The 25,786-nt window shown below is 61.4% G+C and carries 29 protein-coding genes; 15 read left to right on the forward strand and 14 right to left on the reverse strand.

Going from position 1 to position 25,786, the window contains the following annotated elements; all coding sequences use genetic code 11:
• Nucleotides 1–107 precede the first annotated feature (107 nt).
• On the reverse strand, nt 108–1,901 hold the full coding sequence (phaC, locus tag I3253_RS16130) for a class I poly(R)-hydroxyalkanoic acid synthase (protein ID WP_197918845.1): 1,794 nt from the start codon (nt 1,899–1,901) through the stop codon (nt 108–110).
• A gap of 115 nt (nt 1,902–2,016) precedes the next feature.
• Here phaC and phaZ point away from each other — a divergent pair, with 115 nt between their 5' ends.
• Nucleotides 2,017–3,294 (forward strand): polyhydroxyalkanoate depolymerase, encoded by a 1,278-nt coding sequence (gene phaZ, locus I3253_RS16135; RefSeq protein WP_197918846.1) that lies wholly within the window; start codon nt 2,017–2,019, stop codon nt 3,292–3,294.
• Between the two features lie 49 nt (nt 3,295–3,343).
• Here the strand turns inward: phaZ and I3253_RS16140 are convergent, their stop codons facing one another.
• Genes I3253_RS16140 through I3253_RS16155 form a run of 4 tightly spaced genes read right to left on the reverse strand, consistent with a single transcriptional unit; the run spans nt 3,344 to nt 6,268 of the window.
• Nucleotides 3,344–4,054 carry an alpha/beta fold hydrolase gene (locus tag I3253_RS16140; RefSeq protein WP_197918847.1) on the reverse strand — a complete coding sequence of 237 codons (711 nt, stop codon included), beginning with the start codon at nt 4,052–4,054 and terminating at the stop codon, nt 3,344–3,346.
• Complete coding sequence (locus tag I3253_RS16145) at nt 4,051–4,500, reverse strand: VOC family protein (protein ID WP_197918848.1); 450 nt, start codon at nt 4,498–4,500, stop codon at nt 4,051–4,053. The genes I3253_RS16140 and I3253_RS16145 overlap by 4 nt, the downstream gene beginning before the upstream one ends.
• A gap of 29 nt (nt 4,501–4,529) precedes the next feature.
• Complete coding sequence (locus I3253_RS16150) at nt 4,530–5,510, reverse strand: alpha/beta hydrolase (protein ID WP_197918849.1); 981 nt, start codon at nt 5,508–5,510, stop codon at nt 4,530–4,532.
• Nucleotides 5,511–5,527: 17 nt separating this feature from the next.
• On the reverse strand, nt 5,528–6,268 hold the full coding sequence (locus tag I3253_RS16155; RefSeq protein ID WP_197918850.1) for an alpha/beta fold hydrolase: 741 nt from the start codon (nt 6,266–6,268) through the stop codon (nt 5,528–5,530).
• A 158-nt stretch (nt 6,269–6,426) separates the two neighbouring features.
• Between I3253_RS16155 and thrS the strand changes: the two genes are divergently transcribed.
• The 6 genes from thrS to I3253_RS16185 all read left to right on the forward strand — a co-directional run bounded on the left by thrS (nt 6,427) and on the right by I3253_RS16185 (nt 11,549).
• Nucleotides 6,427–8,376, forward strand: a complete 1,950-nt coding sequence (thrS, locus tag I3253_RS16160) for a threonine--tRNA ligase (RefSeq protein ID WP_197918851.1) — start codon at nt 6,427–6,429, stop codon at nt 8,374–8,376.
• A gap of 230 nt (nt 8,377–8,606) precedes the next feature.
• Complete coding sequence (locus I3253_RS16165; protein ID WP_197918852.1) at nt 8,607–8,912, forward strand: BufA1 family periplasmic bufferin-type metallophore; 306 nt, start codon at nt 8,607–8,609, stop codon at nt 8,910–8,912.
• A 152-nt stretch (nt 8,913–9,064) separates the two neighbouring features.
• The gene (locus tag I3253_RS16170; protein ID WP_197918853.1) at nt 9,065–9,370 is read left to right on the forward strand and encodes a BufA1 family periplasmic bufferin-type metallophore; all 306 of its coding nucleotides are present in this window, start codon (nt 9,065–9,067) and stop codon (nt 9,368–9,370) included.
• A 12-nt stretch (nt 9,371–9,382) separates the two neighbouring features.
• On the forward strand, nt 9,383–10,246 hold the full coding sequence (gene bufB / locus I3253_RS16175; protein WP_197918854.1) for an MNIO family bufferin maturase: 864 nt from the start codon (nt 9,383–9,385) through the stop codon (nt 10,244–10,246).
• Nucleotides 10,237–10,989: an HvfC/BufC N-terminal domain-containing protein gene (locus I3253_RS16180; protein WP_197918855.1), complete on the forward strand. Its 753-nt coding sequence runs from the start codon at nt 10,237–10,239 to the stop codon at nt 10,987–10,989. Before bufB ends, I3253_RS16180 begins: the two co-directional genes overlap by 10 nt.
• Before the next feature lie 47 nt (nt 10,990–11,036).
• On the forward strand, nt 11,037–11,549 hold the full coding sequence (locus tag I3253_RS16185; RefSeq protein WP_197918856.1) for a DoxX family protein: 513 nt from the start codon (nt 11,037–11,039) through the stop codon (nt 11,547–11,549).
• A gap of 23 nt (nt 11,550–11,572) precedes the next feature.
• Here the strand turns inward: I3253_RS16185 and I3253_RS16190 are convergent, their stop codons facing one another.
• Both I3253_RS16190 and I3253_RS16195 read right to left on the reverse strand, forming a co-directional pair.
• Nucleotides 11,573–11,941, reverse strand: a complete 369-nt coding sequence (locus tag I3253_RS16190) for a hypothetical protein (RefSeq protein ID WP_197918857.1) — start codon at nt 11,939–11,941, stop codon at nt 11,573–11,575.
• Nucleotides 11,942–11,988: 47 nt separating this feature from the next.
• Nucleotides 11,989–12,300: an ArsC/Spx/MgsR family protein gene (locus I3253_RS16195; protein ID WP_197918858.1), complete on the reverse strand. Its 312-nt coding sequence runs from the start codon at nt 12,298–12,300 to the stop codon at nt 11,989–11,991.
• Nucleotides 12,301–12,511: 211 nt separating this feature from the next.
• Between I3253_RS16195 and I3253_RS16200 the strand changes: the two genes are divergently transcribed.
• Nucleotides 12,512–12,718 (forward strand): cold-shock protein, encoded by a 207-nt coding sequence (locus tag I3253_RS16200; RefSeq protein ID WP_197918859.1) that lies wholly within the window; start codon nt 12,512–12,514, stop codon nt 12,716–12,718.
• Nucleotides 12,719–12,757: 39 nt separating this feature from the next.
• Here I3253_RS16200 and I3253_RS16205 read toward each other — a convergent pair whose 3' ends face one another.
• Both I3253_RS16205 and thyX read right to left on the reverse strand, forming a co-directional pair.
• Nucleotides 12,758–13,051 (reverse strand): hypothetical protein, encoded by a 294-nt coding sequence (locus tag I3253_RS16205; protein ID WP_197918860.1) that lies wholly within the window; start codon nt 13,049–13,051, stop codon nt 12,758–12,760.
• Nucleotides 13,052–13,174: 123 nt separating this feature from the next.
• Nucleotides 13,175–14,083: an FAD-dependent thymidylate synthase gene (thyX, locus tag I3253_RS16210; RefSeq protein ID WP_197918861.1), complete on the reverse strand. Its 909-nt coding sequence runs from the start codon at nt 14,081–14,083 to the stop codon at nt 13,175–13,177.
• A gap of 203 nt (nt 14,084–14,286) precedes the next feature.
• Here thyX and I3253_RS16215 point away from each other — a divergent pair, with 203 nt between their 5' ends.
• The 5 genes from I3253_RS16215 (at nt 14,287) to I3253_RS16235 (ending at nt 18,676) form a co-directional block, all read left to right on the forward strand.
• On the forward strand, nt 14,287–15,228 hold the full coding sequence (locus tag I3253_RS16215; RefSeq protein ID WP_197918862.1) for a hypothetical protein: 942 nt from the start codon (nt 14,287–14,289) through the stop codon (nt 15,226–15,228).
• Entirely contained in the window at nt 15,215–16,690 is a 1,476-nt protein-coding gene (locus I3253_RS16220) for a hypothetical protein (protein WP_197918863.1), read from the forward strand. Before I3253_RS16215 ends, I3253_RS16220 begins: the two co-directional genes overlap by 14 nt.
• Nucleotides 16,691–16,764: 74 nt before the next feature.
• Nucleotides 16,765–17,193, forward strand: coding sequence for a VOC family protein (locus I3253_RS16225; RefSeq protein WP_197918864.1), 429 nt, complete (start codon nt 16,765–16,767; stop codon nt 17,191–17,193).
• Nucleotides 17,190–17,909, forward strand: coding sequence for a DUF1194 domain-containing protein (locus I3253_RS16230; RefSeq protein ID WP_332255715.1), 720 nt, complete (start codon nt 17,190–17,192; stop codon nt 17,907–17,909). Before I3253_RS16225 ends, I3253_RS16230 begins: the two co-directional genes overlap by 4 nt.
• Entirely contained in the window at nt 17,906–18,676 is a 771-nt protein-coding gene (locus I3253_RS16235) for a DUF1194 domain-containing protein (protein ID WP_197918865.1), read from the forward strand. The genes I3253_RS16230 and I3253_RS16235 overlap by 4 nt, the downstream gene beginning before the upstream one ends.
• Here I3253_RS16235 and I3253_RS16240 read toward each other — a convergent pair.
• The 3 genes from I3253_RS16240 to I3253_RS16250 form a co-directional block, all read right to left on the reverse strand.
• Nucleotides 18,670–19,167 (reverse strand): MarR family winged helix-turn-helix transcriptional regulator, encoded by a 498-nt coding sequence (locus I3253_RS16240; protein ID WP_197918866.1) that lies wholly within the window; start codon nt 19,165–19,167, stop codon nt 18,670–18,672. The two genes, I3253_RS16235 and I3253_RS16240, sit on opposite strands and share 7 nt — an antisense overlap.
• Nucleotides 19,168–19,257: 90 nt before the next feature.
• Nucleotides 19,258–19,521, reverse strand: a complete 264-nt coding sequence (locus I3253_RS16245; protein ID WP_197918867.1) for an FAD assembly factor SdhE — start codon at nt 19,519–19,521, stop codon at nt 19,258–19,260.
• The gene (locus I3253_RS16250; RefSeq protein WP_197918868.1) at nt 19,514–19,930 is read right to left on the reverse strand and encodes a helix-turn-helix domain-containing protein; all 417 of its coding nucleotides are present in this window, start codon (nt 19,928–19,930) and stop codon (nt 19,514–19,516) included. The genes I3253_RS16245 and I3253_RS16250 overlap by 8 nt, the downstream gene beginning before the upstream one ends.
• An 85-nt stretch (nt 19,931–20,015) precedes the next feature.
• Between I3253_RS16250 and I3253_RS16255 the strand changes: the two genes are divergently transcribed.
• On the forward strand, nt 20,016–21,218 hold the full coding sequence (locus tag I3253_RS16255; protein ID WP_197918869.1) for a pyridoxal phosphate-dependent aminotransferase: 1,203 nt from the start codon (nt 20,016–20,018) through the stop codon (nt 21,216–21,218).
• Between the two features lie 22 nt (nt 21,219–21,240).
• Nucleotides 21,241–21,648, forward strand: a complete 408-nt coding sequence (locus tag I3253_RS16260) for a hypothetical protein (protein ID WP_197918870.1) — start codon at nt 21,241–21,243, stop codon at nt 21,646–21,648.
• A 110-nt stretch (nt 21,649–21,758) separates the two neighbouring features.
• Here I3253_RS16260 and prfB read toward each other — a convergent pair whose 3' ends face one another.
• Both prfB and I3253_RS16270 read right to left on the reverse strand, forming a co-directional pair.
• On the reverse strand, nt 21,759–22,886 hold the full coding sequence (prfB, locus tag I3253_RS16265) for a peptide chain release factor 2 (protein WP_197918913.1): 1,128 nt from the start codon (nt 22,884–22,886) through the stop codon (nt 21,759–21,761).
• Between the two features lie 207 nt (nt 22,887–23,093).
• On the reverse strand, nt 23,094–25,649 hold the full coding sequence (locus I3253_RS16270; protein WP_197918871.1) for a penicillin-binding protein 1A: 2,556 nt from the start codon (nt 25,647–25,649) through the stop codon (nt 23,094–23,096).
• Between the last annotated feature and the right edge of the window lie 137 nt (nt 25,650–25,786).

Here is a 25,786-nt window from a genome sequence, read left to right on the forward strand (position 1 = left end):
TTCGGGGTGGCCCCGTGTTGTCTTCTGCACACAATATGCTTTCTGCGACGCAGCATTTCAAGATATTTTTGCTGCACCGCAGAATATTTTTTGATTACCCCGTATTTTCAACGAGTTGCCTTGGCTTTCACATAGTCTCCGGGCGCCTCCCCCAAGACGGGATGCTCCGAATCGCCAAAATCCCGGGCCGGAATCTGCTTGCCGGAACGCCCTGACAGCCACTTGTCCCAACGCGGCCACCACGATCCTTCGTGAAATGTCGCCCCCGCCATCCACTCATCGGCGGGCAGTTTGGTGTCGGCGTTGACGTAGTGGCCGTATTTCTTCTTGCTGGGCGGATTCACGATGCCGGCGATATGCCCGGATTCGGACACGATAAAGGTTTTCGACCGGCTCCTGGTTTGCTGGAATCCCTGGTAGCAATCCTTCCACCGCGCGATATGGTCGGTTTCGCACGTGACCGAACACAAGGGGACATCCACGTCGCTCAGGTGCAGCCGCTCCCCACACAGTTCGATCCCGCCATTGGCAAACTCGTTGTTCTGGCACAGCTGGCGCAGATACTGATGCGCCATCTTGCCCGGCAGGCCGGATCCGTCGCCGTTCCAGTACAACAGATCAAAGGCGGGCGGCGTTTCCCCCATCATGTAGCTTTTGATCGCGGGCCCATAGACCAGATCGTTGGAGCGCAGGAAGCTGAAAGTCCGCTGCATGATGAAAGAGCGCAGCAATTTCTCATCTTCGATTTCCTTGTCGATCCCGTCGATGAAATCATCTGACAGGAAGGGCGTGAATTCCCCCTGGTCGCCGAAATCGGTGAGCGTGGTAAAGAACGTGGCCGATTTGATCGATTTGTCGCCGCGCTGTTTCAGCAACGACAGTGTCAGGTGCAACGTGGTGCCCGCGATGCAATAGCCCACCGCGTTGACCTGTTTCTGGCGGGTGATCTTCTTGACCTCGGAAATCGCCGCAAGAAACCCCTCTTCGATATATTCGTCCATGCCCACATCGACATAGGACCGGTCCGGGTTGACCCAGCTGATCACGAAAACAGTATAGCCCTGATCCACGATCCAGCGGATCAGGCTGTTGGATTCCTTGAGATCCAGAATGTAATACTTGTTGATCCAGGGCGGAAAGATCAGAAGCGGAATCTCGTGCACCGTGTCCGTGGTGGGCGAAAACTGCAACAGCTCGAACATACGGTTTCGGAACACCACCTTGCCGGGGGCGGTTGCAATATTGCGCCCGATCTCGAACGCGCTGTCATCCGCCAGCCGCACCACAAGTTCGCCGTTATTCGCCTCAAGATCGGCAATCAGGTTCTCCAGCCCGTCGATAAGCGACTGGCCGTCGGTCTCGACCGCCTTTTCCAGCACATCCGGGTTCATCCCCAGAAAATTGGTCGGCGCCATCATGTCGATGATCTGCCGGGAAAAATATTCGATCCGCTGCTTTTCCTTGGGATCCATGCCTTCCAGATCGGCCACCGCCTTTTCAATGGCCTGCGCGTTCAGCATGTATTGCTGCTTGAGGAAGTTGAAATAGGGATGCGTCTGCCACAAGGGGTTAGAGAATCGCCGGTCGCTGGGCGTTTCGTCCTGCGGCGCAGCAATCTGACCTTTCATGAACACGTTCTGAGCATCCACAAAGTGCTTGACGGACCGGCTCCACAACTCCAACTGGTTTTCCAGGACCTTGCCCGGGTTGTTCATCAACTCCTGCCAATAGGCATTCGCCGCATTCACATACAGCTCCGGGTCAGGCGTATTCAGCTCGGTTCTCAATGGTTTACGCCGTGCCATGACCTCGACAAGGCGACGGGAGAGCTGTTCCACTTTGGCCAGGTTCTCGTTCAGGCGCTCAAGATTTTCGCCTGCGTCATTCTCGTTTGTTGTCATATTCAATAATTCGCCCTATTCTCGCCGCTACGCAGCATCCAATGTATCGCGCCCTGTGAATGACAGTATAGGGTGCGCTCAGGCGGGTGCATAGCCTTGGGAAAGGGACAAACATATGCGGTACATGGCCACGTACGACCTGATGGAAACGGTTCGCAATACGAACCAATGGTTGGGGGCAACCGCCTCGGCGATGGCTTCCTACCCGGTATTCTCGCTGGTTCCGAACCCGGCATTCCAATGGATGGCCGCCTGGGGCGAAGTCACCGAACGCACGTTCCAGCGCATGGTGACAAAACCGGACTGGGGCATTCGCACCTTTACCTGCGAGGATGGCAAGGATCATCTGGTCAATATCGAGACCGTCGTCGAACGTCCCTTTGGCGATCTGATCCATTTCAATGTTGCCGGGCGCGCACCGCAGCCGCGCAAGATCCTGCTGGTCGCGCCGATGTCGGGCCATTATGCCACGCTGCTGCGCTCGACCGTCAAGAGCCTGATCGTGAACTGCGAGGTCTATGTCACAGACTGGCACAATGCCCGCGATATTCCGGTGTCCGAAGGCAAGTTCGACATCGAGGATTACACGCTTTACCTTGTTGACTTCATGAAGGAACTTGGCCCCGACACCCATGTCATGGCCGTCTGCCAGCCCGCGCCGCTGACACTGGCCGCGACCGCCTATCTGGCCGAAGAGGACCCGTCGGCACAACCCCGTTCGCTGACCCTGATCGGCGGCCCGATCGATCCGAACGCCGCCGCCACCGATGTGACCGATTTCGGCCACCGCGTAACGATGGGCCAGTTGGAAGAGATGATGATCCAGCGGGTCGGTTTCAAATATCCCGGCGTGGGGCGGATGGTATATCCGGGCCTGCTGCAACTGGCCTCGTTCATGTCGATGAATTCGGATCGCCATTCCAAGGCGTTCTCCGATCAGATCGCCCGCGTCGCGCGTGGCGAATCGTCGGATCACGACGCCCATAACCGGTTCTACGACGAATACCTCGCCGTGATGGACATGCCGGCGGAATTCTATCTTTCGACGGTCGAACGTGTCTTCAAGAACGGTGAAATCGCCCGGAACGAATTTGTCGTCGCCGGGCGCAAGGTGGATATCGGCAAGATCACCACCGTTGCCGTGAAAACCGTCGAAGGTGGCAAGGACGACATCACAGCGCCGGGCCAATGCGTTGCCGCGCTGGACCTACTGACCGGCCTGCCGGACGAGAAAAAGGCAAGCTATGTCGAGCCGGGCGCCGGCCATTACGGCATCTTCGCTGGCAAAAGCTGGCGTAACAATATCCGCCCGCTGGTGCTGGATTTCATGAATGCCAACGCCGAGGCGCCCAAACCGGCAAAGCGTGCCAAGCCCAAAATCGCCGCCGTCTGATCGGGGCTCCATGGAAAACCGGACGGGGCCGCAAGGCCCCGTTTGCGTTTCAGCCCGCAGACCGGGGATCGCCCAGCCATGCCAGAAGCGCGGCGTTGGTTGCCTCGGGCTGTTCCAGAACCGGCAGGTGGCCTGCCCCTTCAATGACCCGCAATTGCGCATCGGGGATCAGTTCGGCCATGAATCCGTGGCGCTTTACCGGCGTCAGCCCGTCATGCTCTCCGCATAGAACAAGGGCCGGAACATGGCATTGGCGCAGGGTTTTCTGCTGGTCCAGCCGTCGTTGCAGCGCGCGGGCCTGCCGGATAAACACCTCAGCCCCCAGCGCCAGCCCCATCTCGCGCACCCGGCCCAGAATGGCGGCGCGCTGCACGCCCGGGGCCAGAAACTCGGGCCGCATCACCTGCCCCAGCACCTCTTCCAGCCGCCCGGCCCGGGCCCCCACGATCCAGGGCTCATAGGCGGCGGCGCTGGCCGGGGTTTCGGCCAGAGGGTTGGTGTCCAGCAAGGCAATACGCACCACCCTGTCGGGCGCCCGGCGCAAAATCTCCATCGCCACGATCCCGCCCATGCTCAGCCCGGCCAGAGCAAAACGCGCGGGCAACTGGTGCAGCAGACCCGAGGCAATCTCCTCGATCCGCTCGCCCTGCGTGATTGGCGCCACCATGACCGCCCGGTCATTGGCCAACAGGGTGATCTGATGTTCGAACAGGCGCGCATCGCACATCATGCCCGGGATCAGGACAAGCGGTTCGCTCATGCCCCGCCCTCCGCGCCGGCATATCCCCGCCACCGGAACGCGCCCTCGGGTGACAACGGCGAGAACGGGTTGAACGCCACCTCCCAGACATGGCCATCCGGATCGGCGAAATAGCCCACATGCCCGCCCCAGAAGATATCGCTGGCCGGCTTGATTACGCGCCCGCCCGCCGCCTGCGCCCGTTCCAGGATCGGGGCCACCGCGTCGCGGCTGCGTACGTTATGCGCCAGGGTGATGCCCGAAAACCCACCGATTTGCGACGGCTCCAGCCCCATGTCCTCGGCCAGCCTGGCGCGCGGATACAGACCGAGCGTCTGACCGATCAGATCAAACGCCACCACGCCATCGAGGCTTTCCACCCGGCGCCATCCCATGGCCTCGTAAAACGCCGCCGCGATGTCGATATCGTCGACGGCCAGGGTAATCAGGCTGATACGTTGCTCCATGATACCTTGTCCAATACTAGAGGTATGGGCTATAGCCCGTTGATAAATTTCATTATTCCGCCAATGACGCGATCCGTTTCCCCGGGCGACAGGATATCACCGGCGATCACATGCGCGCCCGGATCCATTCCGTCGCGCGGCTCTTGCGCGGCCAGAACTGGCGCGCGCCCCCATCGGGCCATAACCTCGCGCGTTGCGGCGGCGGACACCACGCTGTCGGCATCCGAGAACCACACCAATGTCGGCACCTGCACATCCGCGTAATCCGTGTTGCGTGCCTGTTCGACCAGCGCCGCCATCTGAAAGACGGCGGTGGTGGGATAAGAGGTGGTCCAATACCTGCCATGCGCATCGTTCTGCGGGGTCCAACTGCGTGTGCGCCCGCCAATCACCGGCACCCACAGCCGCGCCGCGGGCAGGGTCAGCAAGGGGGCCATGGGGTTGTTGATCGCGAAATTGGGAGAGATCATCACCAGCCCTTTCAGACCGGCCATGACATCGGGCTGATCCAGCATGGCCGCAACCAGACTGGCCCCTGTCGATGTGGCCACGATCACGACATCATCGCCAATGCGCCGGGCAATTTCCATCGCTTCCGCCAGATCATCCGCCCAGCCCTGTACCGTGGCCGTGTCCAGCGCCGCCCCGTCGCGGCCATGCCCTTGCAGGCGGGTAAAGACCAGATTGGCGCCAAGCGCCTCTGCGACGCGATCGGGCACCGGGCGGATCTCTTCGGAAGTGGCGGAAAACCCGTGGATATAGACAACCGCCAGATCGGCGCGCGCGCCGGGCGCATCGCGCCACAAAACCCGCTTTTCCACACCCGGAGTAATATCGTCAAACCGGGCTTCCTGTGCTGACAGATAGCCGTCGATATCGGCACCGATCGTCGCGGGAACAAACGCGGGCTTTAGCGAAATCTGTTCATACGGCCCCCACACCCACATTGCCGCCGCCAGCACCGCACCAAAAATGATCGTTCGCCCCAGAAATCGCCCGAATATTCGCATTGTTCAATTTTCGACGCTTACAGCACCGCCTCCACGTGCATTTCGATCAGTTTCAGACAATCTTCATCCGAGAATCTGTGGTCCTTTCCCTTGACCATCAACAGTCTCATATCCGGCCCTTCGGCATGATCCAGCAAGCGCAGCGCGGTCTGCGGGGACACCGCAGTATCCTCGGTGCCTTGCAGGAACCGCACCGGGAAATCCAGTACCAGGGGATCGCGCAAAACCAGCCGTTTGCGCCCATCCTCGATCATCCGCCTGGTGATGACATATGGCTCCATGTAGTCGGACGGAAGTTCTACCTGCCCCACCTCTTCCAGCGCCCGTTTCTGCGCCTCCGAAAACCCCGCCCAATAACTGTCTTCGGTAAAATCCGGTGCGGCGGCAATCGTGACCAGCCCCCTGATCCGCCCGGGCATTGCGCGGGCCAGCAACAGCGCCTGCCAGCCGCCCATGGACGACCCGACCACCACCAGCGGCCCCTCTGTCAACGCGTTCACCGCCGCCAGCGTGTCCTCGTGCCAATCGCCGATACAGCCATCCTCGAACCGGCCCGCGCTCTCGCCGTGCCCGGAATAATCGAACCGCAGAAAAGATTGCCCGCGCGCCCTGGCCCAGGCCTCCAGATGCACCGCCTTGGTGCCTTCCATGTCGGATTTCAGGCCGCCAAGAAACACCACAGTGGGCCGGGTGTGCCCGCTCTTGTGATAGGCGATGCGCCGCCCCTGCGGCGTGTCGAAGAATTGCGTAACGCTCATGCGGCCCTCTTTCCTGCTTTTACAGGCACACTAGCGCCCCGGATGCGCCGCGAAAACCCCGCTTGACTTGATTGACGCAAAGGCGCAAAACGCGGGCGAAACTCATACCCGCAACCGGGCGTTCCGTGGGCGCCAAACTGACGAGGAGCTATAGGCACATGGCCGATATTTCTCTTACATTTCCGGATGGTAACGCGCGCTCTTACAGCAAGGGCATCACCCCTGCCGAGGTCGCGGCAAGCATCTCCAGCTCGCTGGGCAAAAAGGCGATCTCGGCCGCTGTGGACGGTGCGCATTGGGATCTGCAATGGCCGATCGAGGCCGACGCCGCCATAGCGATCAACACGATCAAGGACAATGACGCCGAGGCACTGGAACTGATCCGGCACGATTGCGCCCATATCATGGCCCGCGCGGTTCAGGAAATCTGGCCCGACGTTAAAGTGACCATTGGACCGGTCATCGAAAACGGCTGGTATTACGATTTCGATCGCGAAGAGCCGTTTACGCCCGAAGATCTGGGCGCGATCGAAAAGAAGATGAAGGAAATCATCAATCGCCGCGACCCGGTCACCACCGAAGTGTGGGAACGCGCCCGCGCCATTGCCCATTACAAGGCCAACAACGAGCCTTACAAGGTCGAGCTGATCGACGCCATTCCCGGTGACGAACCGCTGCGCATGTATTGGCACGGGCATTGGCAGGATCTGTGCCGTGGCCCGCATTTGCAGCACACCGGGCAGGTGCCCGCCGATGCGTTCAAGCTGATGAGCGTGGCCGGCGCCTATTGGCGCGGCGACAGCGACCGCGCCATGTTGCAGCGCATCTACGGTGTGGCCTTCAAGAACAAGGAAGACCTCAAGGCGCATCTCCATATGCTGGAAGAGGCCGCCAAGCGCGACCACCGCAAGCTGGGGCGCGAGATGGACCTGTTCCACCTGCAACCCGAAGCCCCCGGTCAGATCTTCTGGCATCCGAACGGCTGGACGATCTACACGCAATTGCAGGACTACATGCGCCGACAGCAGACGCGCGGCGGCTATGTGGAGGTGAACACGCCCCAGGTTGTGGACCGCAAATTGTGGGAGGCTTCCGGCCACTGGGACAAGTACCAGGAAAACATGTTCATCGTCGAAGTCGACGAAGAACATGCCCGCGAAAAGGCGGTGAATGCGCTCAAGCCGATGAACTGCCCCTGCCATGTCGAGATTTTCAAACAAGGCCTGAAATCCTATCGCGACCTGCCTTTGCGCATGGCCGAGTTCGGCTCTTGCAACCGCTACGAACCATCGGGCGCGCTGCACGGGATCATGCGGGTGCGCGGGTTCACGCAGGATGACGCGCATATCTTCTGCACCGAGAACCAGATCGAATCCGAAACCAAGCGGTTCCTTGATTTCCTGTCCGGGGTCTATCGCGATCTCGGGTTCGAGAAATTCAAGGTCAAGTTCTCGGATCGTCCGGAGGTGCGCGCCGGATCGGATGCACAATGGGACAAGGCCGACCGCCTGTTGCAGGAAGCCTGTGACGCGGCGGGCTGCGCCTATGATCTGAACCCGGGCGAAGGTGCGTTCTATGGGCCAAAGCTGGAATTTGTGCTGACCGACGCCATTGGCCGGGACTGGCAATGCGGCACGTTGCAAGTGGATTTCATCATCCCCGAACGGCTTGGTGCCACCTATATCGGCGAGGACGGCGAGAAACATACCCCTGTCATGCTGCACCGTGCCACGCTTGGCAGTTTCGAGCGGTTCATCGGCATCCTGATCGAGGAACACGCCGGCAAGCTGCCCTTCTGGCTGGCGCCACGCCAGGTGGTTGTGGCGTCGATCGTGTCGGATGCCGACGCCTATGTGCACGAGATTGTCGCGGCGCTGCGCGCCAAGGGGGTGCGCGCCGAGGCCGACATTCGCAATGAAAAGATCAACTACAAGGTCCGCGAACATTCGGTAGGCAAGGTGCCGGTCATCCTGGCCATCGGCAAGAAAGAGGTTGAAGAACGCACCGTCTCGACTCGCCGCCTTGGAGAAAAGCAAACCAGGGTCCAGCCCCTGAACGAGATCGTGAGCCAGCTGTCACAAGAGGCGTTACCGCCCGATCTGGTCTGACCAGTTTTGCAACAATTATGCAGGCGCGGTGCCTAAATGTGCCGCGCCTTTGCCGTTTTTGAAAGAAAACCAACCTTCCAGCACTGGAATCTTCACGAAACCGTCACGCCGCCTGACGCATCCGTGACACACAGCGCCGTGATTGGTCCAAAGCCCCTGCCACTGCCTACTCTTGTCCCATGCCACGAAGCAGTGGCCGAGTTACCACCAGAACCAAAAGGGAAGAGAAAATGTCCAATACAGTCAAAACCCTCGCCGTCGCCGGCGCTGTAGCTGCCGCGCTGACGGCCACCACGCAGACCACCGCAGTCGCTGCGGAAAAGGAAAAATGCTATGGCATTTCCATGGCCGGCAAAAACGAATGTGCCGCCGGTCCCGGCACCACCTGCGCGGGCACTGCGACGCTCGATTATCAAGGCAACGCCTGGTCGCTTGTCGAAGCGGGCACCTGCGGCGACATCGAATTGCCAGCCATGGCGGACGGCACCATGCGCAAGGGCTCGCTTGAGCCGCTGATGCGCGACCTGCCCAGCTGATACAGCCTGACCCGGCCCCGCGTTCCTGCCGGCGGGGCCGGGATTTCCCTGGGCTGTGCGCAGTTTCCCGATCTCATGCTACACTCGCCCTGCCCAACGGGCTGAGTGATACAACTTTGACACACAGGCAATTGACAAGATTGGAAAACATCATGAATCGCATATCTTCGAAAACCGTCGCGCTGACAGGGGCCGTCGTAGCTGCGCTGGCCGCACAAGTGGCGCCAGCCGACGCGGCCGCCAAGGAAAAATGCTTTGGCGTGGCGCTCGCCGGTCAAAACGGATGCGCTGCCGGGCCCGGCACCACCTGCGCCGGAACCTCCACGGTCGATTACCAGGGCAATAGCTGGCAACTGGTCGACAAGGGCACCTGCCTGACAATCGACCTGCCCGACATGGCCGACGGCACACCTCGCAAGCCGGCGCTGGAAGCTGTCCCGCGCGATCTGCCCTCCTGACACGGACCCAAGATGCCCGACGCCCCAGATATCCCCCTTTCGCTGCCATGCGCTGCCGGAGTCGGCTACAAGCCGCAGCATTATGCCGATTTGATTTCGGACCCCGGCACCGTGGCCTGGCTGGAAATCCATGCCGAGAACTACATGGGCGCGGGGGGCCGCCCGCTGGCACAGTTGCGTCACCTCTCCGAGCGGTTTGCCATGTCTGTGCACGGCGTTGGCCTGTCGATCGGTGGCGAAGCCGCTCTGGACCCCGAACATCTGGCGCGCCTGAAGCATCTGAACAACTGGCTGAAACCGGCAGCCTTTTCCGAACATCTCGCCTGGTCCACCCATGATGGCGCATTCCTCAACGATCTTCTGCCCCTGCCCTATACAAACAGCACGCTGGACCGGGTCTGCCGCCATGTCGATCAGTTACAGGACACGGTTCAGCGCCGGATCCTGCTGGAAAACCCGTCTTCCTACCTGGCCTTTGCCGAAAGCACCTGGTCAGAGCCCGATTTCCTGCGCGAAGTGTCCGCGCGCACAGGCTGTGGCCTGTTGCTCGATGTGAACAATGTCTTCGTGTCCGCGACCAATCTCGATTACGACCCGCGCAGCTATATTTCCGAGTTCCCGCTGGAAAAAGTAGGAGAGATCCATTTGGGCGGGCATGACGAGGATGCCGACGAACACGGCCATCCGCTGTTGATCGACAGCCATGGCAAACCGGTGGTCGATCCGGTCTGGGCGTTGCTGGATCACGTTCTGGCCCTGTCCGGGCCGCGTCCGATCCTGATTGAATGGGATAATGACGTGCCCGACTGGCCCACCCTTCATGCCGAATCCGCCCGCGCGGCGGGCGCCCTGGCGCAGGTGACGGCATGGGCGTGACCCAAGCCGATTTCCGCGCCGCGCTGCTGGATGGTGCGATCGGGCGTCCGTCCGGGTTGGTGGACAGCGCCGGGCGCGCCGCCGGACGGCGGTTTGACGTGTATCGCAATAATGTGGCCGTATCCCTGACCGAGGCGCTGGCCGCCGGGTTTCCGGCCACGGTCAAGCTATTGGGCGAGACGAATTTCAAATCCGTGGCTGGTGTCTTCCTGCGTCAGTCGCCGCCAGCCACTCCGATGATGATGCATTATGGCGCCGGGTTTCCCGAATTTCTCGCCGGGTTTCCGCCGCTGGCGCGTCTTGGGTATCTTGGCGATGTTGCCGCGCTGGAACTGGCGCTGCGCCGGTCCTATCACGCCGCCGACGCGGCACCGATGGCGCCCGACAACTTGGCCGCGATCCCGCCCGACGCGATGCCCGATGTCACCTTTACCTTTGCCCCGGCGGTCGAGCTGATCCGCTCGCCCTGGCCCGTTCATGCAATCTGGGCCTTCAATATGGACGATGGCCCAAAGCCCGAAGCCATTGCACAAGACGTTCTTGTCCTGCGCCCCGCGTTCGATCCCGAGCCCCACCCACTGCCGCCGGGCGCCTACGAGGCACTGTCGGCGCTGATGAACGGGCAACCGCTTGGCACGGCGGCCGATCGGGGCACGGCGGCACACGGCGCTTTCGACCTTGGCGCGCTCCTTGCCCAGCTGCTGGCAGGGAACGCACTGACGGGCAGTCCTGCCAAAGCCTGATTCAGGGGCCGCGCCCAGACGGCCCGCACACCACGACGGAAGGTAACATGATGACGCTCATCTCCACGCACAACACGATCGCCGCACGGCTGGAACGCGGTTGGCTCGTTCCCACTTTGGCGCGTCTGCTGTTCCTTTTGGTGCTGTTCTTCTATTTCTGGAACTCGGCCATGCTCAAGATCGACGGATCCGTCTTTACGCCCACCGCCGGCGCATTCGCCCAGATCTTCCCCAAGTCCGCCGAGGCCGCGATGTATGATCTTGGCAAGCTTGGCGTGTTGCAGCGACTTGTCATTTTTGCCGGAACACTGGCCGAATTCATCCTGCCGGTTCTGATCGTTGTCGGCCTGCTGACCCGCCTTGCCGCGCTGGGCATGATCGGCTTTATCCTGGTGCAAACGCTGGTGGATGTTACCGGCCACGGTATCAATCCAGGCAGCTTCCTTGACAGCGCGCAGGGCCTTGCCGATCAACGCGCCATGTGGATTTTCCTCTGCCTGGTGCTGCTTGTTCAGGGGGCGGGGCCAATTTCGCTGGATCGCGTGTTTCGCCTGAAATAGGGCCCTGGCCCAAAGCCTCAACCCTAGAAATGCGCTTTCTCTTCGTCGGGCTTGCCGGCGGCAATTGCCAGGATGCCGCCCAGCCCGGCAAAGCTGATCGGAAACATGGTAAAGACGTTAAAGCCGAACGCGCCATACATGCCCGCCGCCGAGGCCAGCAAAAGAACGCCGCCCCACAGCGCCCGGGCTCGTGCCATGGCGCCCCCAGCTATCGCCAACAGCGGCGCGATCAGCGCCCCGGCGCGCACCAGTTGCACATTGTCCACCTGTTCGGCCAGCTCTGGCACCTCGCCATAGCGTTGGATGACTTCGGTATAGCCCCAGCCAAAAAAGCCGACAATCATACCTATGATCCCGGCGATGATACCCAGGGTCAGGGCCGCGTTGCGCATGTTGATCTCCTGCTTTGCCGCCTATTCACATAGGCGCACCCGCCCGATTATCCAAGCGCATCCTGCACATCCTTGCCCCAGCCCAGATACAGCCGCCCGTCCTTTTCGATCAAGGGCCGCTTCATCAGGGTCGGGTGCGCGCTCAACAATTCCAGCGGGTCGCGCCCCCGCTCTGCCTCGTCCAGCCCTCGCCACGTGGTTGATCGGGTATTGATCAAAGCGGCGCCAAAACTGGCATCGGCCCGGGCCAGAACTTCGGGCGGAACACCATCTGCGCGGACATCCACAAAATCGGCATCTCGCAATGTTTTCAGCGCCTTGCGGCACGTATCGCATGTTTTCAGACCGTATAGTTTCACCTTGCCCCCTTCATCCGCCCCACTGCGAACAGATGTTCAAACCAAGAAAACGCGCGGGTTTTGCTTGCTTTTTACATCTCAAATGCAATCCTGCCCGCGGACCATTTCATTTCAGCCTCCGCAGGACAAACAAATTCTTCGGGTGTTGAACAGGGTGGGCCCTCGGCGCTTGGCGCCGGAGTGAGATCAAAGGAATAAGAAGGAGAACGGTATGCCACGCGGTACCGTAAAATGGTTCAATACAACCAAGGGATTTGGATTTATCGAGCCGGAAGATGGCGGCAAGGACGTTTTTGTGCATATTTCAGCGGTGGAACGCTCGGGGCTCAAGGGGCTTGCCGACAATCAGAAAGTCGAATTCGAAATGACGCAGGGCCGCGATGGCCGCGATATGGCGGGCGACATCAAGATCCTGTAATCGGTTCGGGGCGCAGATTTCGCGCCCCGCCTTTTCACCCTATTGGCATCCCTTCACGCCAGCCGGGCAATCATATGCCACGCGGCGCGGCGTGCTGACCGGAGTGTTGTAGACTTCGCCGGTGTTCGGGTTGCCGCAACAGATCACGCCGCCAACCGTGATCGGCTGATACCCGGTCGGGCAATAGTTCGCACTGGCTGGATAGGGTTGCAGCAAAATGCCCTCGGGCTGATTGACCGGCCCGATCTTGGGGGCATTGCTGCTCCATGTCTGCGCCATTGCCGGCGCGGCGGCCAGCATCATTGCAGCGGCAAGGGGAAACAATTTCTTCATTGGCAATGGCTCCATCTTCCGGAAAAAACCAGGTAATGGCTCCAGCCTAGAGGCCGATATGGGAAACTGTCAATTTCCCATGCGGAAACAATATGTTTCGTGCCGCGCCAAAAACCGCGCCGCTCAGCCTTGCAACATCTCCTGGAACTCGCGCCACTCGCGCGCGCTCATCCCGCTATTGTCCTGATCCACGGGCTCGCCTTTCAGCATCCGGCGCAAACAGTCCATCATCTGGGAAGACATCGTCACCGCGCCCATCCGGTAATCCTCGAACGCCTTGTAGGCCGCCGGCACCCAATCGGCGACCACGTCACAGATCGCTTCGGCATAGACCCGGATTTCATACTGGGCGTGAGCATCCGCGCGCAGGCGCAGGAAATGCAACAGGTTGTGCAGATCGACCTTCCAGTACCACTGGGTATAGATATTGGCCGGCAGGTTCATGCGCGCCAGTTCCCGTGCCAGGCCTTGCTGGTTTTCCTGGCTGATCATCGCTTCGTAGCTGTCATAGGCCCGCGCACTGTCGGCCTTCAGAATTTCCAGCACCCGCGCCGCCTCTTCGCCCTGCAACGCCTCGCCCCGCCCCTGATTGTTCACCACGGATTGCGCCGCCACGTGTTCGGGCGCGGGAATATAGAATTCGCGGTCCAGGATCGAATACCGCGCCGAATACTCATTCACATTCGCCGTGCGGTGCCGGATCCACTGGCGCGCGACAAAGACCGGCAGTTTCACATGCAGCTTGATCTCGCACATCTCGAACGGGGTCGAATGCCAGTGCCGCATCAGGTACCGGATCAGCCCGGCATCGTTCTGCACGCTTTTGGTGCCTTTGCCATAGCTCACCCGCGCCGCCTGGCAGATCGCCGCATCGTCGCCCATGTAATCCACCACCCGGACAAATCCGTGATCCAGCACCGGGATCGCTTTGTACAGGTGCTTTTCCATACCATCGCTGACCACGCGCAGCGTCTGGTTCGGGCTGGCACGCAATTCTTCGATCTCGGCCTGTTGTTCGGGGGTCAGCGACATCCGGGCGATTCCCTTGCTCTGTGGTTCTTGCTTGGCGCCACTATATATTGAGGCGCGCACCCAAGGAAACACAGGATTGAGGCGACATCGCCGCAACAGCGCCGGTTCAGCGGTTTTGGCAACATTGACTTTCGCGCGCGGCTCATAGACCGTGTTGCCAACGACCCGGAAAACCGGGCGACAGCAGTAACCGAGGCAGTGACATGATCCGCTCATTCTTGATGATGGCCGTTCTGGCCACAGTCGCCGCGTGCGGCAGTGGCGATCCGCTCAATCCCACCACCGGCGATGACGGAGGCGGGACAGATCCGACAGATCCTGTGACAACCGATCCAACGGTTCCCGACGTGCTTGCCGGCAACCTCAAATCGATCAGCTATGACGCCACCAACAAAACCGTCACGGCCCAGGTCTATGCCCTGGATTCCACGCCTGTCGATGTCGTTTATACACGCGATGCCGGGCGCGATCTGAACGGATACGAAGCCTATATCGTCCAGGAGGATTCGCTGGATCGCTTTTTCGTGGCCATGGTGGGTGAAAGCACGGACAGTTCGGTTCAGGCCGGCGTCGTGGGCGATGGCGGACAGTTCAACCGCGTTCTGCAAGGCGCCTATTTCGAACGCGACGGCGATTTTGACGCCCCCGATATTGGCGACGGGCCAAATGCCGGACAGGTCTCTTATGCCGGCAATTATGTGGGAATGACCAATATTTCCCGCGCCATTGACCCCGGCGGCGTGCCCCCGGCCGTGGTGCCGGGCGAACCCGTGATGATCAGCGGCCAGATTTTCCTGAACGCGAATTTCTCGGACATGGCGGTGAACGGCGCGATCTATGATCGCCAGTTGCTACTGACGACACCATCCGATTTGCCGGATCTGGCGCTGATCGTAACCGAAATCGGCACCGATGGCAGCTTCCTTGGCGAAGTCGAGTATCGCGGCCTGATCGGGCAGAGCATCGGCGAATATGGCGGTATTTTCGGCGGCGAGAATGCCGCGGCGGTGGGCGGCGCCCTCAGCCTGTCCGAGTTCGACGGCGAGACGGGGCCTTTGGACAACGAACTGGAACGCGGCTTCTTTGTCCTGTCCCAGTGCGGGCAACCCGGCGCGGCAGCCATCTGTAGCAATGTGGCGAATTAACGGGTTTCGCACCTCACTTGAATCAAAGCGGGCCGCGGCTGCTTCCGGCGCCAGGGGCGCGATCGGGCCATCGCGGGTTCGACAGCGGGCATGCACCGCCCTTCTGACACTGACCCTGACGTTCAGCGCCGCCGCGCTGGCGGCCCAGTCCGCCCTGCCGGTCCTGACAAAGGTGCAGGCGCGCGATCTCATGGCCTATGCCTTGCGCAGCAACCAGACACAGGCGGCCGCGCAGATCGCACAGGCGTTTCTGAGCGAAGACAAATCCGATCCCGCCGCGCATTACACGATGGCCATGGTCTATGCGCGTTCAGGCAACCTGCCCGAGGCACGCAAATCGTCCCGCCTGGCGTTCCGCTATTCCAAAAGCGATGTGCAAAGTTTCATGTCCGCCGATCTCAGCGCGCGGCTGGCCTATCAGGACAAGTCCCTCACATGGGCACAATACTGGCTGCGCCGGGCCCACACCGAAGCCCCCGACGCGGTACAGCAGCGCCGGATCGAACAGGACTTCAAACGCGTCCGCACCCAGAACCCATTCCAGTTCCGCATCGACACGTCGGTCGCTCCGTCCTCCAATGTCAATAACGGGTCCCTGTCGCGCTATATGATCATCGACGGCGTGCCGGTGATCGGTGTCAATGTGGGCGATGCCATGGCGCTGTCCGGGATAGAGGCCATGCTGAACGCGCGGTTGGGCTATCGTCTGCGCGAATCGCAAACCACCGAAACCCGCGCCGTGGCACGCTATTTCATGCGCCGCGTGACCCTGTCGGATGACGCCAGGCAAACCGCGCCGGGCGCACGCGGCTCGGATTATGCGTATTCCCTGCTCGAAGGCGGGTTGCGACATGCGTTTCGCCCCTCGCGGGACGGCCCGGTCTGGAGCGTTGGCGCGCTGGTCGGACGCGCCTGGTACGCCAACGACCCCTCCTATGATCTGGCCCGCCTCGAAGGCGGTGGCACCTGGCAAAAACCGGGCAACCGGACATTCTCGATCCTGGCCAAGCGGGAATGGCGCCGGGAAACCAGCGCGCCGGGCGGCACCGATGTCTTTACCGGCCTCACTTTCGGATATTCGAAAAAGCTGAAATCGGGCGACGCGCTGTCGACCCTGATCAGCCTGAACAAGACCGACGATGCGACCCCGGCATTCTCGTCCCGCGGGGCGGGTGCGCAGATTCGCTACACGTTCGACAAACCGATCGGAACCGTGCAGCTCAGCACCGCGCTCAGCGCCGGGTTCAGCGATTATTCCGATTACCGGGTCGGGTTCATCCAGGTTCCCGGCGGGCGGCAGGATCTTTCACTTTCGGGCGAGGTGGAACTGTCCTTTCTGAACATGCAATATGCCGGCTTTGCCCCCACATTGACGTTTCGCGCCCTGACGACTGATTCCAACGTCAGCCGGTTTGACACCCGGCAATTCTCGGTGAATATCGGCATCCGCTCGGCCTTTTGATCCCGCCTGCCCTCGACAATCGCGGGCCGCACCCGCACAGTGACGGCAAGGTTCAATCACCAGGGAAAGCCGACATGCACGTGAAATACCTGCACACCATGGTCCGCGTGGCCGATCTTGAAAAATCCATGGCCTTCTACGCCCTTCTGGGGCTCAAGGAAATCCGCCGCTACGAAAGCGAGGCGGGCCGCTTCACCCTGGTTTACCTGGCGGCGGACGGGGATCACGATTGCCCGCTGGAACTGACCTGGAACTGGGACGGAGATGACGGCCTGCCCAGCGACAGCCGCCATTTCGGCCATCTCGCCTACGAGGTCGGCAATATCTACGAAATGTGTCAGCACCTGGCCGACAACGGTGTGGCAATCAATCGCCCGCCGCGCGACGGGCGCATGGCCTTTGTCCGCTCGCCCGACAATATCTCGATCGAGCTGTTGCAACAGGGCGAGGCGCTGGCCCCGGCCGAACCCTGGGTCGGCATGGACAGCACGGGACACTGGTGATCCGCTGGGCGGCGGTTCTGGCCGGGGCGCTGGCGGGCACGCAAGCGTCCCCTGCCGCCGACTGCCGCCTTGCGCTTGTTTTGGCCATGGATGTGTCCTCTTCCGTGGATGCCGGCGAAGACGCCCTGCAACGGGCCGGGCTGGCCCGCGCGTTGCTGGCGCCCGAGGTGGCGGCAGCCTTTCTTCACCCGCCACAACCGGTCGCGCTGGCCGTGTTCGAATGGAGCGGGCGCGACAACCAGAAACTGCTTCTGGACTGGACGTTGATCCGGGAGCGCGCGGATCTGGAGCAGGCGTCCCGCGCGCTGGCCGGCTCCACCCGCAGCACCGATCAGTTTCCCACTGCGTTGGGCCATGCGGTGGGCTACGCCGCCATCCTGCTGCAATCCGCGCCGCCCTGTATCGCACAGACGATCGACGTAAGCGGCGACGGGCGCAACAACGAGGGCTTTACCCCCCGTCAGGCCTATGCTCATTTCCCCTTTGACGGCGTCACCGTGAATGGCCTTGCCATTGAAACCGCCGGGAATTCCGGCGCCTCTGAAACATTTGGAGATGCGGTTATGGCCGAATATTACCGCGAGCACCTGTTGCTTGGCCCGAACGCCTTTGTTCAAGAGGCCGGGGGGTTTGCCGATTTCGAACGCGCGATGCGGCGCAAATTGCTGCGCGAACTGGGGGGCGCAGCCCTTTCCCGAATGGAACAGCGCCCATGATCCGCGCCCTGATCACCGGTCTGGCGATGCTGACCGCCGCGCCCGCAGCGGCGCAATGCCGTCAGGCGCTGGCGTTGGGGCTGGACGTGTCGGGATCGGTGGACAGGACCGAATACCGGTTGCAGCTGGACGGGCTGGCCGGGGCGCTGCGCCATCCCGAAGTGGTCGAGGCGCTGCTCTCCCTGCCCGACCACCCGGTGCATGTCGCCATTTACGAATGGAGCGGGCCAGGCGATCAGCGCCTTCTGATCCCGTGGCGCGCGATTACGGATCGGGCCACGCTGGACGGCATTGCCGCCACGCTCATGACAGCACAGCGGATCTACATGGATCCGTCCACCGCGCTTGGCACCGCCAAACGGTTCGGACAAGCCCTGCTCGAACAGAAACCCGCCTGCTGGCGACGCACTCTGGATCTGTCGGGCGACGGCACATCCAACACCGGCCCGTTGCCGCGCGACGTGCGGCTGGGCGGCACCATCACGGTCAATGCGCTTGTGATCGGATCGGACGACGCGCCGGCGGGCGACGCGCGCCAGACCGACATTGCCGCGCTCTCCAGCTATTTTCGGGCCTGGGTGATCGAGGGGCCGAATGCGTTTGTTGAAACCGCGCTGGGGTTTGCCGATTACGAACGCGCCATGGTGCGCAAGCTCAAACGAGAGTTACAGGGCCTGTCGCTTGCGACAAGCCCTGCTCCCCCCACGATCCGTACCGGGGATGCTAAACCTGCGCCATACCCACGGATCGCAGCGCGCAGTCAGTAAATATATCTAATCTGGTCGGTCCAGTAGCGCTCCACCCGGCGCAGGGCGTGGGTAATGGCCTCGATCCCCTCGGGGCCCAGCACGCCCTTGGATTTCAGCCCATCGGCATGCCGCCCGAACAGCGTAGCGACCACATCGCGGATATGCCGCCCCTTTTCCGTCAGCCGCACCCGGACCGAACGCCGGTCAATCTCGCAGCGCTGATGGTGCATATAGCCCATCTCGACCAGCTTCTTCAGGTTGTAGCTGACATTGCTGCCCTGATAGTAGCCGCGCGATTTCAGCTCGCCCGCCGTGACCTCGTTATCTCCGATATTGAACAGCAAGAGCGCCTGAACTGCGTTGATCTCCAGAACCCCCACACGTTCAAATTCATCCTTGATCACATCCAGCAGCAGACGGTGCAACCGTTCCACCAGGGCCAGGGAATCCAGATAGCCCGCCATAAAGCCCTGATCCGGACTTCCTCCCATGGATGTGTGAAAGCTCATCTTCATCTCCGACAACTTGCGCGTTGTCTGGAAACTGACCCATAAAGCCAAACAACCGGTTAAGTGAAACAAAGACCGGTAAAATGCGAACTATTCGGCGCCGCTGATCGCCGTGGAAATATCCCGGATCAGACCATGAAACCGGTCCGGCGCGGGCTGCTGGCCCGTGACCCATTGATACAGATCCTGGTCGTTTTCGTGCAACAGTGCATCATACAGGTCCAGCGCGGCGTCATCCATCGTCGCCAGATTGTCGTCCGCGTAACGCTCCAGGATGATGTCCATTTCCTTGATGCCACGCCGCATCGACCGCATCTTCATGCGCCTGAGCCGGTTTTCTCGCGTCTCATTCATCTTCGATCAGCCTCTTGCGCAATGCCTTCTCGATCCGGCCCAGCCGATCCAGATCGGCCTTCATCCGGCCCCGGATATCGCGGATGTCGCCCAGCAGCGCCACCAGCCCCGGATCATCCGCGCCGCTGTCCTCGCCCGGCGCGTCCACGCCGTCGCCCTCGCCCATCAACAGCCAGCCCACAGATACGTTCAAAAGCCCCGCCATCATCTGCAAGCGGTTGGCGCGGGGCTCCGAAATATCCCCTTCCCAATCGGCGATGGTGATTTTCTTCACCCCCAGCCGACGGGCAAACTCGGCCCGCTTCAGCCCCGCGGCCTCTCGCGCGGCGGCCAGCCGGTCGCCGAACGTGGCGACATCCTCACCATACCATTCGTCCGAACTGTGCTCGGTGTCTTGGTCCTGCGGCATTCCTTGTCCTCTCTGCGATCGCGCTTGAACGGGTACGTCGCGCACCCTAAGACATGGACCCAGTGATTACAAACGAGGCCCGGCCATGTCTTTCCTGTCTGAGACACTTTCACGCGTCAAACCGTCCCCCACCATCGCCGTGACCACCCTGGCCGCAGAGCTGAAAGCGGCCGGCAAGGACGTGATCGGCCTTGGCGCGGGCGAGCCGGATTTCGACACGCCCGACCACATCAAGGCCGCCGGTGTCGCCGCGATCAAGGCGGGCAAGACAAAATACACCGCGCCAGACGGTATCCCAGAACTCAAGGCCGCGATCTGCGCCAAGTTCGAACGGGAAAACGGACTGAGCTATGCCCCACAACAGGTGTCTGTTGGGACCGGCGGCAAACAGATTCTCTATAACGCGCTCATGGCCACGCTCAATCCGGGCGACGAAGTTGTGATCCCGGCCCCCTACTGGGTCAGCTATCCCGATATGGTGCTGCTGGCCGGTGGCACCCCCGTCATCGCCCCCGCGACCCTGGAAAACAGCTTCAAGCTGACACCGGAGCAACTCGAAGCCGCAATCACGCCCAAGACCAAGTGGCTGATCTTCAATTCGCCCTCCAACCCCACCGGGGCGGGCTATTCGCGCGTCGAACTGAAGGCGCTGACCGAGGTGCTGTTGCGCCATCCCCATGTCTGGGTGATGACTGACGACATGTACGAACATCTCGCCTATGACGGGTTCGAATTCTGCACCCCCGCCCAGGTTGAGCCGGCGCTTTACGCCCGCACCCTCACCTGCAACGGCGTGTCCAAGGCCTATGCCATGACCGGCTGGCGCATCGGGTACGCCGCAGGGCCGGTCGAACTGATCGCCGCCATGCGCAAGATCCAGTCGCAATCCACCTCCAACCCCTGCTCGATCAGCCAATGGGCCGCGGTCGAGGCGCTGAACGGCCCCCAGGAATTTCTGGCCGCCAACAACGCCGTGTTCCAACGCCGCCGCGATCTGGTGGTGTCGATGCTGTCCGCGATTGACGGCATCACCTGCCCGGTGCCCGAGGGCGCGTTTTACGTCTATCCCTCCATCGCCGGGCTGATCGGGACAACGACACCCTCCGGCACCGTGATCGACAGCGACGAAACATTTTCGCGCGCACTGCTCGAAGACACGGGCGTGGCTGTGGTGTTCGGCGCCGCCTTCGGGCTTTCCCCGAACTTTCGCGTCAGCTACGCTACATCCGACGACGCGCTGAAAGCCGCCTGTGAACGCATCCAGGCCTTCTGCGCCAAACTGACATAAGCCAGAGGCACAAGGGCAAATCATGAGCGGCGATCTTCCCGATTTCTATTTCCGCGTCCGTGAAAACGGCGCGGCGGTGTTCCGCGTGGATACCGAAAACCGTCAGCGCCGGATCGAGATGGACCAGATCGCCGTGGTCAATATCCGCAATGGCGAGGTCAAGCCCCATGGCGACCGTCCGTTGTCCGACCAGGAGGTGGATACCATCCGCACCTGGATGGCAGATCGCCGCGCCCTGTTGGCCCGGCGCGACATGGACGACATCCACCGCGCCATCGACCACCTGAACCTGACCACCCAATGGGCCCAGGCCAAGGCGACAGAGGCTCAACTGGAAGAAATCACCGACGCGCTGCTGCTGGCCATGCACGATCTGCGCTCGGTGCTGGTGCGCAAAAAGGCCGACCGGCTGCTCAAGGGTGGCACCTAAAGCGTTCGCCCAACAGCCTGACCACTGGATTTTGGCGGCGCGTGCGAAACGCTGATGTCTTGCGCGGCGCCGCGGATCGCGTTTCCCGGCGGCTCACTTTCCGGACAGGATCAATCTTCGCCCTGCGCGTCGGCACGGCTCATCCCGGCCACATCCATCGCCAGCGTTGCCGCCATAAGTCCGTCCAGATCGCCGTCCAGAACGCCCTTGGTGTCGCTGGTCTCGAAACTGGTGCGCAGGTCCTTGACCATCTGGTAGGGCTGCAAAACGTAAGAGCGGATCTGGTTGCCCCAACCCGCATCGCCCTTGTTTTCATGCGCCTCGTTGATGGCTGCGTTGCGGCGGTCCAGCTCCATCTGGTACAGCCGCGATTTCAGCGCCTTCATGGCGATGTCGCGGTTCTGGTGCTGGGACTTTTCCGAACTGGTCACGACGATCCCCGTGGGATTGTGGGTGATCCGCACCGCCGAATCGGTCGTGTTCACGTGCTGCCCGCCCGCGCCGGAACTGCGATAGGTGTCGATACGGATATCCGCCGGGTTCACCTCGATCTCGATATTGTCGTCCACCACCGGATAAACCCAGACCGAACAGAATGACGTGTGCCGCTTGGCGGCGGAATCAAACGGGCTGATCCGCACCAGCCGGTGCACGCCGCTTTCCGATTTCAACCAGCCATAGGCATTGTGCCCGGAAATCTTGTAGGTGGCCGATTTGATGCCCGCCTCGTCGCCTGCGCTTTCGGATTGCAGTTCAACCTTGTAGCCCTTCTTCTCGGCCCAGCGCACATACATGCGCGCCAGCATCGACGCCCAGTCACAGCTTTCCGTGCCCCCGGCCCCGGCATTGATTTCAAGAAACGTGTCGTTGCTATCCGCCTCGCCATCCAGCAACGCCTCAAGTTCCTTTTCCGCAGCCTTCACGGCCAGCGCCTTCAATGCCTCCTCGGCCTCGCGGACAACCTCGTCATCCTCTTCCATCTCGCCCAGTTCGATCAGTTCGACATTGTCGCTCAGATCGGTCTCGATGGATGTCACCACGTCGATCGCATCCACCAGCGTCTGGCGTTCGCGCATCAGCTTTTGCGCGCCCTCGGGATCGTTCCAAAGATCGGGATCCTCGACCCGCGCGTTGAACTCCTCCAGCCGGTAGGCGGCGGTTTCCCAATCCAGCCGCCGACGCAGCAGGGTCAGGGATTTCTCAATCTCCGCAACGGTGTTCTGGGCTTCGGCGCGCATCGGGTCTGCCTTTTGTCTGTTCAGAAACGGGTGATAGCTCAGGCGCCCGGAATGGGCAAGACGCCGGGCGCACGGGCCTTCGGCGCCATTCCGCGCTTGCCATCCGGCATTGTTCTTCAGACCCAGTTTCACAGGGTGTTTTCCCGACAACTCCCCCCTTTGCCACACCGCCCCAGGCACCACCCTGCCCCTTGCCGCCCCGGCCCCCTAATACAACCCACCCGAACTCACAGATCCGAAATTGGCCTTGGGGCCGACCACGGCTTTCTTGCCGGTCGAGGTTGTCACCTCGCGCCCGCCATACCGCTCAACTTCTTCCACAAGCGGCAGGTTTGACCCCATGGCAAAGCCACCGTCATACATGATGCCGAATACCGGTTCTTCGCCATCGCGGAAATACTCGGCCACCACGGTCGGGCCGCTGGCGTCATCATCCAAGCGCGCACCTGTGTACCGGTCGATCTTGATGAAACGGCCACCGGGGGGAACGCGGAACTTGCCGCCGCCATATTCCTCGATCGCCTCCTTCATGAACTCCTGGAACACAGGTCCGCAGGTGTTGCCGCCAAACGTCCCCTCACCCAGCGAGCGCGGCTGATCGTAGCCGATATAGCAGCCCGCCACGAGGCTGGAGGTGAATCCCACGAACCAAACGTCCTTGGCGTCGTTGGTCGTCCCGGTCTTGCCCGCCACCGGCACTGGCAGATCGATCTGCCGCGATGCGGTGCCGCGCGTGACCACGCCCTGCATCATCGAGGTCAGCTGATAGGCGGTGATCGGTTCCATCACCCGTTCCCGGTTGGTGACGATGCGCGGCCCGCGATCCTCGGGAATGCCCGGTTCGCCGCAATCGACACAGTCACGCTGATCGTGGCGATAGATCGTTCGCCCATAGCGGTCCTGCACCCGGTCCACCAGCGTCGGCTCGACCCGCTCACCGCCATTGGCAAACATCGCATAGGCCGCGACCATCTGGTAAAGCGTGGTCTCTTCGGAACCCAGCGCATTGGCCAGGAACTGGCCCATCTCATCATAAACCCCAAAGCGTTCGGCATAGTCCGCCACGGTGTCCATGCCGATTTCCTGCGCCAGACGGATGGTCATCAGGTTCCGGCTCATCTCGATCCCGGTCCGCATCGGTGTGGGCCCGTAAAACTTGTTGCTTGAATTGCGCGGGCGCCAGATACCCTGAGGCGTGTTCACTTCGATCGGCGCGTCAATGACAATGGTGGCCGGGCTGTAGCCGCTGTTCAGCGCCGCGGCATACACAAATGGCTTGAACGACGATCCCGGCTGGCGCTTGGCCTGGGTTGCCCGGTTGAATACCGAATCCTGATACGAGAACCCGCCCTGCATGGCGATCACACGGCCATTGTTCACATCCATCGCCATAAAGCCGCCCTGCACCTCGGGCACCTGCCTCAGGGACCAGCGCACAAAGGCGCCGTCGTCGTCCCGGGTGATGGCGCGTACCAGAACCACGTCGCCCTTCTCCACCAGATCGCCAGCCACCTTTGCCTTGCGCGCCAATTGCCCGCCTTCCAGTTGCTTGCGCGCCCAGGTGACATCACCGGCCGGAATCCAATGCCCTTCGTCACTCTCACCAACGCCTTCGATACCGACACGTGCATCCTTGGCGCCAACCTCCAGCACAACCGCCGGATACCACTGACCGTCCAGGTCCACGTCACGCGGCAGCTCAAAATCCGCCAGCGCATCGCGCCAGACGGTTTCATCGCTCAACGTTTCCGGGTCCAGCTTCAGCCCCGTTCCGCGCCAAACCCCTCGAGACCGGTCGTATTTCTCCAGCGCCCGGCGCAGCGCGCGCGCCGCAACCTGCTGCATGTCCGGGTCCACCGTGGCACGCACCGTCATCCCGCCCGTAAAGAACTCCTGTTCGCCAAAGTCCTGACTGAGCTGGCGGCGGATTTCATCGGAGAAATAATCGCGCGGCGGCAGCGTCGACTTGTAGCTTTCGAAATCGCCGTTCTGAACCGAGCGCAAGGGCTTTTCCCGCTCGCTCTCATAGACCGCCTGCGTGATATACCCGTTCTCGTACATCTCGCGCAGCACGAAATTGCGGCGGTCCAATACCCGTTCCTTGTTGCGCACCGGATGGAATTTGCCCGGGGCCTTGGGCATCGACGCCAGCGTTGCGGCTTCATGCGGTTCAAGCTGGCTCAGGTTCTTGTCAAAATAGGTCTGCGCGGCGGCGGCCACACCATAGGAATTCTGTCCCAGGAAGATCTCGTTCAGATAAAGCTCCAGGATCTGATCCTTGCTCAACGATTCCTCGACCCGCGTGGCCAGGATGATCTCCTTGATCTTGCGTTCGATCTTGCGATCGCCGGACAACAGGAAATTCTTCATCACCTGCTGCGTGATGGTCGACGCACCACGCACGGTCTGCCCGCGTGTGCGCACCGCCTCCACGGCGGCGGCGGCGATACCGCGTGCGTCATAGCCCGCGTGCAGGTAGAAATTCTTGTCCTCGGCCGAAATGAAGGCCTGTTTCACGATCTCCGGGATTTCGTCCGCGGGCACGAACAGGCGGCGTTCCTTGGCGAATTCATCCATGATCCGGCCCTCTGCCGAATAGATCTTGGAAATCGTGGGCGGCTTGTACTGTGCCAGGCTTTCATGGCTGGGCAATTCCTGCCCGTAAATCCAGAATACCGCGCCAATCGAAAGCGCGATCACGGCCACGGCCATGGTCAGAAGCGTAAACAGCGCCCCAAAGAAAGAAAGAATGAATCGCAGCACGCGTCGTGCCCCCTACGCCCGTATCTCAGACCCCCTCTATATATACACCGACAGGCAGGGTCAAAACACGATGCGCCGCCCGTTTGGCGCCTTTTCGCCAAGCATCAGGGCCTTGCGAACCCGATGGAATCACGTCC

This window comes from Thiosulfatihalobacter marinus, assembly GCF_016019955.1.
Taxonomy (GTDB): Bacteria; Pseudomonadota; Alphaproteobacteria; order Rhodobacterales; family Rhodobacteraceae; genus Shimia; species Shimia marinus_A.